An 8,243-nucleotide genomic window follows, 5' to 3' on the forward strand; every position below is an offset into this window, starting at 1 on the left:
TTTCCTTAAGAAACAAAATTAATTTTAATTAGAGAAAACTGACTTATGAATAAAAATCTTTATCGAATTGTTTTTAACAAAGCTCGTAACATGTTTATGGCTGTTGCGGAGAATGTTAGAAGCCAGAGCAAGGCGGCAGGACAATCTACCTCCTCAGAAATAGAGCGTTCGGGACAATCATCAGGACAAGAAAAATCATTTCATCAACTGTGGCATGTCAAGGCATTAGTAGCAAGTATTAGCTTATTAGTACCATTTGCTCCTGTCTATGCTGCTATTGTCGCAGATAGTGCAGCAAATGCTGCGAATAGAGCAGTCATTGGTGCTGGTAAGAACTCAGCAGGCACAACAGTTCCAGTGGTTAACATTCAGACGCCCAAAAATGGTATTTCCCACAATATCTATAAACAGTTTGATGTATTGGCTGAAGGTGCTGTTTTAAATAACAGTCGAACAGGAGCAACCACCAAAACAGTAGGGGCCGTAGGGGCAAACCCATTTTTAGCGACTGGTGAAGCGCGAGTTATTTTAAATGAGGTAAATTCAACAGCTGCTTCAAGATTTGAAGGTAACTTAGAAGTCGCAGGGCAAATGGCAGATGTGATTATTGCCAACCCGTCTGGTATTAACATTAAAGGCGGTGGCTTTATTAATGCCAATAAGGCAATTTTTACTACGGGTAAACCTCAATTAAATGCTGATGGCAGTATCAAACAGTTCACAGTTGATCAAGGAAGAATTACGGTTTCAGCAAATCCTAACTCTAAGTTTGGATTAGGGGGAAATAATAATGATACAAACTATGTGGACCTCTATGCTCGTGCATTAGAACTTAGTGCTGAACTACGTGCCAAAAATGATATTCAGGTGATTGCCGGGGCAAATAATGTCAGTGCAGATTTGCAGGATGTTACCTCTAAAACAGGTACTGGAACTGCACCGACATTGGCTGTGGATGTTAAAGCTCTGGGTGGGATGTATGCCAACAACATCTATTTGATGGGAACTGAAAAAGGTTTGGGCGTGACTAACGCAGGGACCATTCAGGCAGTCAACAATATGGTAATTACAAGTGCAGGGAAAATTGAAAATAGCGGAACCATCAAAACTACAGGTAGCCAAAATTCTGTATTAAATTTATCTAGTCAAAATAATGGAGATTTTACCTCTTCGGGGGCAATCCAATCAAATGGCAATATATTTATAAGTTCAGATAGAAACTTGGCATTGAATGGAGGGAAAATAGATAAATTAGGAACAACGATAAGCTCTATTTTCTTATCGGCTAAAGGAGATGTTAGCTTACAAAATGGTGTAAATGTTCAAAATGTTGGAGTCGGAGGGGGCATCTATAGTGACTCATTGAATTTCAACTTAGGAAAGGACAGCAACATCTTAAGTCAAGGTGATATTTCTCTATTAGCAAACAATAATATTGATATACAAAATGGAAAAGGGATCACTAGTAATAATGATCTTAGCATCCAATCAAAAAATAATTTAAATATTGCTAACTCCAGCATTGAGTCTAAAGCTGGAAATGTAAATTTAATAAGTTTGGGTAATACTGCAAGTTCTTTGTTAGGTATTAATAATACCAAGCTTTATGCTGGAAAAGATTTTAATATTAAGGGCGCAAAAAAAATAAAACTAAATAGCTCTATTGTTCAGGAAAATTCTAATAATATAAATCTATACGCTGATAATGATATTGAGATCGGTAATGATGTCAGTCCTGTGAGCTTAAAAACACAAGGTACGATAAATATAGCTGCAAAAAATAATCTTATCCTTCGCACCGATACAAGCTTACTGACAAAAAAAGATATTGATGTGCAAACTGACATCGGGAACCTGTATGCAAAAAGTCTCAATGTAAGCTCATCTGAAGGTAAAGTTTCAATTTTGGGGAATGGGAATGTAAATTTTGAGACTCAAAATGATGGATGGTATACCCTAAAAAATAGAATAAATGCAAAAAATGGAATTGTCCTAGGGTCAAAAGGCGAAAATGCTATTACAAAAATAAATACGGTGGATCTTAAGTCTACAGATGGAAATGTATTACTTCTTTCTGGCGGGGATCTAACACTAGATGGCAATAATGGCTATACCACGGGTATGAAAGCTGCAGTTGCATCAGGTTTTATTAATGCAAAAGACGTAATTTTGTGGAGTAAAACCGGAGTTTTAGATATAAGCAGCGGTGTAATTAATGCATCGAATGGTGGAATATCAATTCGGGCAGGAAACAATGCTCAAGTACATGATATTGATTTAAACTCCACAAAAAATATTGAAATAAACTCTGATAAAGATCTTATATTAGAACGCACAAATACCAGAGCAAATCAACATATTGCCCTAAGCTCGAAGGGGAATATCAATGCTTATCAAAATTATATTTTAGATGCTAAAGGTGTTTTATCTGCAATTAGTAGCGGAAGTATTGATGGGCAAGGGTATGGTGGAGCAGTTATTGTTGAGGCAAATCAACTGTCAAATAATGGAATAGATTTTAGAGCAACTGGAAGTGAGTTACTTCAATTAGATACTAAACTAAAAAATATAAACGGTAACTTGTCGATTCAGCTTGATAAAGACTTTGTCATTAAACCAACTCATGGGCATGACACAATCACATTAGTTGCAGAAAGTGATATTGATGTTCGGTCTAAACAAGGAGCCATAAGGATTGAGGGTGAAAATTTTGCACCTAATCTAAATGAAGCAGGTTTTGTTGGCATCATCTCTAGGAAAGGTGGTCTTAGCTTAGAAGGTACAAGCGTCGATATTAAAGGAACAAAAATAAATGTTCAAAAAGATATCAATATCGTTTCAACAAAGGGAGACCTTGTGATTGATGGGATTGCTGATAAAGTCAATGGCGTATCCAAGAAGAAAGATTTAATCAACAGTCAGGATGATCAGGAAAAGAAGAATTTTATCGCGAATACGATCACTGGAGTGGAAAACTTCAATAGCGAGTTATCCTCTAATGCTGGAAATATTAATATTTCTTCAAAAAAGGGAGTTTCAATTACCGGAGCAAATATTGATGCAAAACAAGGGATAGTCAATATTCAAGCTCAGGGTGTTTTAAATGGGAAATATCGAGCCACTGCAAAAAAAGAAGGTACTGCTGCTAAAGAAATAAGTGCAAGTATCATTATTGATGGTAATTTAGATGTGTATGAAAAAGGTAAGGATACTGACCAGAATTATAGTTATAGAGAGTATGTAAACCCAACAAATATAAATGGAAATAAAGGGGTAAACATACGTGCTATAGGGAAAACTGTTAATGACAATTTAGTACTGCAAGGAGTAGGGATTAATTCTGCTCAAGGTGATGTAAATATTGAAGCAGATAAAAGTATATTGTTTGATACGGCACTTGAAACTTTATATGACCGTAGTACAAAAATAGAAACGAAAAGATCGTGGTATGGTAAGAAAAAAACTACCACCACAACAACGATTGGAGATGTTGTAACACCTGCTTCTGTTGATATTTATGGTAAGAATATTAACGTTATCAGCCAATTTAAAAACCCGTTACAAGCAGATGGTACAAGAGATCCTGCTCTGAATACATCTGTAGATATTTATTCTGCACGATTTAATGCTAATGGTGGAAAAATTTCAATTCGATCTGGCGGAGACCTGAATTTTTTAACTGTAGCTGCTGTGAATAACTCAAACGTAAATCAGGTTAAAAAATCTTCATGGTTAGGGATTAATCTTGGTACATCAAAAACCAATGCAACCAGAAATCAAACTACAGAAATACCTGCAAAATTAAAAGCTGATTATATTGGTACAAAATCAGGATATGACACAAGACTTGAAGGGACCGAGTTTACGTATCTCAAAAGTGCCACAATTGAGGCAGGGGGAACGATTACTTTAGTTCCTGCTAAGAATCTAGTTGAAGAAAGCCTAAATAGAAAAAAGAACTCTGTTGTCTGGCAGTCTATGCAGGACAAAGGATCAATTACTGAAACTGCGCAGCTCCCTAATTTTAATGGACCACAACCCCCAGTTTTTAATGCAGCAGGTGGTTTAAGTGTACAAGTTCCTATTAGTGAAAAAGATGTTAATAAAGTCGAATTACGTGATGCAATTTTAAAATTAGCAAATCAACCGGGAAGCGCCTATCTTAAAGATTTAGTAAACCGCAAAGATGTAGATTGGCAAACAGTTTTATTAACCCAAAAGGATTGGGATTATAAATCACAAGGTCTCACAGCGGCTGGAGCTGCCATTATTGTTATCATTGTGACAATTGCTACGATGGGTTCAGGTACTGCTGCAGCGGCTGGAGCAGCGGGGGGAACCGCAGCAAGTGGTACAACTGTAGGACTGGGTGCAAGTATGCTTGGAACTGCTGGAGTGACGACCACAGCAGCAGGAGCAATTGTTCCATCAACATTAGGGGTAATGGCAAATGCAGCAGTTACGAGTCTAGCTGCTCAGGCAAGTATTGGTCTGATTAATAACGGTGGGGATATTGGTAAGACCCTAAAAGAGATGGGAAGTAAAGACTCCATTAAAAATCTGGCTGCATCTGTGGTAACAGCAGGTTTATTAAGTCAAGTTGGTACTGCTCTAAATTTAAAACCAGACAGTACTCTTCTGTCAGACAGATTGGCAAACAATTTTGCATCTTCAGTAGGATCAACTTTAGTACAAACTGCAATTAATGGTGGAGATCTGGGAGATAATTTACAGGTTGCCTTACTTGCAGGTCTAGCAGGGGCATTACAAGGAGAGTTGGCTAGTCAGATTGGAACGAGTTTAGATAAAGTCGATCCGAACATATTTGAATATACAATTCATAAAATTGCCCATGCTGTTGTGGGGTGTGCTACGGCGGCAGCTACAAAACAGAGTTGTGAAGCGGGTGCAATTGGAGCAGGGGTTGGTGAAATAGTTGCAGAGCTTATGATTCCATCGGGTAAAACTGCACTCGACCTAACAGATGCCGAAAGAACAAAAATTAAGGATACAAGTAAACTTATTGCGGGTACGACAGCTGCTTTTGCTGGATACGATGTTAATACTGCGGCAAATAGTGCGAATATAGCTGTTGAAAACAACACATTGGGTAAGCTTGCAACAACCGCAGGAAAAGCGGCATATAGAGTAGCTAAAAGAATTACTGATATGCCAGCCTCAGTAAGAGCAAATCTTAAACCCGACGATATTATTAAGATTTTTAAGGAAGAAGGTGTTCAGGGAGTAATTGATATTGGGGACAATATCAAAACATTGATTAGCCCTACATCCACACCTGGGGATAGAGCATTTGCAGCAATTGATTTGCTAATAGGTATTGATTTAAAAGCAGGCAAGAATGTTGATATTCTGAAATCCGAAAAGAATATAATTGGAAAAAATTATTCTGCTGGGCTAAATCGTGAAATTTTAAATAAGGCAGGTGATTTTTATCCGAATGTACCCGATTTAAGAACAGGAAGAACTATATCATTTCCAGTTGGTGACTTAAAAAAAGTACCTGAATTAAGTCGTGTTTCTTGGGGAGCGCAAGAACGTGGTAAGTTTATTCAGGAGTGGTATAAACGAGGTTATGAAACTCCGCGTGGTGGTTGGTCTGAATATGATATTCATCATATTAAACCTAGAGAGTTTGGTGGAACAAATGAATTCTGGAATTTAACACCTGTGCAAAGAAAAACACATCAACAGGAGTTTAATTCTTTTTGGAGAAATATGTAAATGAAGCTGTTAAATGAAGCATTAAGAAAAATAGAGACTCTTTGGAGTAAAGAGCCAAAGCATGCTGTTCATAGAGGAGAAAAAACTTTTTTTCAGTTTCGTTGTATTTTGAATAATGGTATTTCACCAGATAGATTTGGTGATATCGATTTGCAATTACCAACAGAGTTTAAGGAGTTCCTCTTAGTTAGTAATGGGGCTGATTTATTCAAGGATGAGGAATATGGGCAATGGGGAGCGAGAATATTTAGTATTGATGAGTTACAGTCATCTAATAAATATTATAGAGAGTTAAGACCTAAAGACTTCACTAAGGGGGATTTGATAATTGGTGAGTTTTATGGTGATTCAGATTTGTTACTGTTAAGGTGTGATCCTGAAAGTAAGGATTATGGCGCTGTACTTATCGCTTTACCTTTTGATAATCGCTCAGATTGGTATTGTTCAGCCAACTTTGAAAATTTTATAACGGACTATGTTAATTCTGAAGGCGATAAATTTTGGGAGATACGAACAAAAACATAATTTTATAGAAGCTCAATGAATCGTTCAAAAGACTCTCTGAGTTTAATTTAAATCTTTAATAAAAGTGAATATTTTTTATGCTTTATAATCACATAAAACTATTACCCCTAGCACTTTTTTCTCTTCTTTTAGCTGCATGTGGTGGAGGTGGTGGGGATGATTCAGCGACATCAGATACACCTTTACCGAAGCCTATTGTAGAAGCGTCTGTATTAAGCCCAGATTTGGCACATGGCTATTTTGAAATTGAAAATTCAGGAGTTACTAATAACTCAACTATTAAGTTCTCACCATTTCATACAAACAGTGTAATTGAGGCATCCGCTTCAAATAATAGTATGTGGGATTTAGAGATTCTTACTCCAAGTAATGATTTATCTGCGCATATTAACAATTTGGCTGGTCTTTATTTTTATCCTAAAGGTGATAAGGTTGGAGTTTTTAGCTATTCAGAGAATGATAAAGGGCATTTGGCTGTCCAGTGCCGAAACTCATGTAGTGATACATTCTCTTATAAGTTCGAAAAACAAAGTGATGGTAAAACTTACTTTATTATAAGCGCAAATGGTGCTGTATCAGGACGTTTAAATAATATTGGCTTTGCTTCGACTGCCAAAATTAACGGCTCTATTAAATTCGAAGTAAATTCTGATTGGCCAGTATGGAACACGAAACGTTTTAATGAATATCCAGCTAAATCAGATTTAGTCGTTAATGGTAAGCTGGCGACAATACAAAGATTTATGAATTGGACAACCAGTTCTGTCTTAACTTTTAACACAGATAAAGAATATTATTTTAACTTTTCTAATCCTCTGGATCCTGAACATGATAGGTTCATATTAACAGAGGGGAATTATTTTAGTAATGAACAGCCTAAAGAAGTTTATATATACAAAGGATATTTTAATCGGGATTTCACATTAAACACGGACTATGAAAATGGTTTAACCACTTTTAAATTTATCAATAATTCATTTACGAACCCTATTGAATATGTTGCATCTCCTGAATTAAATGTCTCAGGCGGTTTCGAGAAAAAAATTCCTTATGGGCAAGTTACAGTAGGAAGTGAAGTTTTTAAAATTGATGAAACAGTTGCGGCAGCTGCATATGCAGAAAATGAAAGTAAATATTTTCGTTTTATGAGTAGAGATCATAAGTCTGATCTCGAGTTTACGGTGAAATACGATACTATTACTAAAAAAGCAAATGTAGCGTATCAAAGACCTAAAAAGGATCAATTGAATGTAAATATTCATTTGAAATGGAATTGTAAATTGACAAATGATCATTGTACTGGTGTAACTGTCAATGAATCAGAAGGAACCATTGAATTTAAAAATGTGCAGTTAGATGATGGTCGTACCATAAATGGTAAATTTGCCCATCTAGGGGTAAATGATCTGGTAGGCTGATAAGTTTTTATTTGTGTGAAGATTGAAAAACTAGCTCTAATAAGGGCTAGTTTTTTTTAAGTATATCCCTTTTTACTATTCTGGTTACGTTAAAAAGACTTATGTTTAAAATAAGCCAATACATAATTCATCTCTAAAGTTAATCTATAGTTTGCTATGTAGCTATGAAATTAATAAAGCATGGAAGCTATATTCTTTTTTTATGAATATATAAGCCCATTTTCGATAATCGATTTGTTTTTTTATAAACCAATTTTTAACAAAAAAGTTTGAATTAATTCCCTTTACTTTTAATGATCTATTTTAAAGCAAATGTCATTTCCCACGCTTGACGTCAACAAGAGCGAATACTATCCTTTGCGGGCTGGCCTACATTGCCAGTTGGTTTTAGCAGACCATCAGCCAAAGTACACGAAAAAGTAGTAACTTTTTTGTGGAAATCCCTGCGTGCCCCCTCTGCGGCGGAATGATCTGACCCCATAAAGTTGGACAGTTAGTTAAGCAGTTTTTAAAAACTGGTTTCTATATTGTACAGGGGATAAACCTTGTAGCTTCACC

The 8,243-nt window shown here is 36.1% G+C and carries 3 protein-coding genes; all 3 read left to right on the forward strand.

Features of this window, described 5'->3' with window-relative positions; all coding sequences use genetic code 11:
- The first annotated feature begins 45 nt into the window (after positions 1-45).
- The 3 genes from ACTJJH_RS18005 to ACTJJH_RS18015 all read left to right on the forward strand — a co-directional run bounded on the left by ACTJJH_RS18005 (position 46) and on the right by ACTJJH_RS18015 (position 7,685).
- The gene (locus ACTJJH_RS18005) at positions 46-5,742 is read left to right on the forward strand and encodes a two-partner secretion domain-containing protein (RefSeq protein WP_440601545.1); all 5,697 of its coding nucleotides are present in this window, start codon (positions 46-48) and stop codon (positions 5,740-5,742) included.
- Positions 5,743-6,267 (forward strand): SMI1/KNR4 family protein, encoded by a 525-nt coding sequence (locus tag ACTJJH_RS18010; protein ID WP_032038301.1) that lies wholly within the window; start codon positions 5,743-5,745, stop codon positions 6,265-6,267.
- A 77-nt stretch (positions 6,268-6,344) separates the two neighbouring features.
- Positions 6,345-7,685, forward strand: coding sequence for a hypothetical protein (locus ACTJJH_RS18015; RefSeq protein ID WP_032038298.1), 1,341 nt, complete (start codon positions 6,345-6,347; stop codon positions 7,683-7,685).
- The last annotated feature ends 558 nt before the right edge of the window (positions 7,686-8,243 follow it).

It is taken from the genome of Acinetobacter sp. 22301 (assembly GCF_052045285.1).
Taxonomy (GTDB): domain Bacteria; phylum Pseudomonadota; class Gammaproteobacteria; order Pseudomonadales; family Moraxellaceae; genus Acinetobacter; species Acinetobacter pittii.

What these genes read in the sequence shown, in the direction of transcription:
- ACTJJH_RS18015 (WP_032038298.1), top strand. Translation starts at nt 6,345, where the DNA reads ATGCTTTATAATCACATAAAACTATTACCCCTAGCACTTTTTTCTCTT.
- ACTJJH_RS18010 (WP_032038301.1), top strand. Translation starts at nt 5,743, where the DNA reads ATGAAGCTGTTAAATGAAGCATTAAGAAAAATAGAGACTCTTTGGAGT.
- ACTJJH_RS18005 (WP_440601545.1), top strand. Translation starts at nt 46, where the DNA reads ATGAATAAAAATCTTTATCGAATTGTTTTTAACAAAGCTCGTAACATG.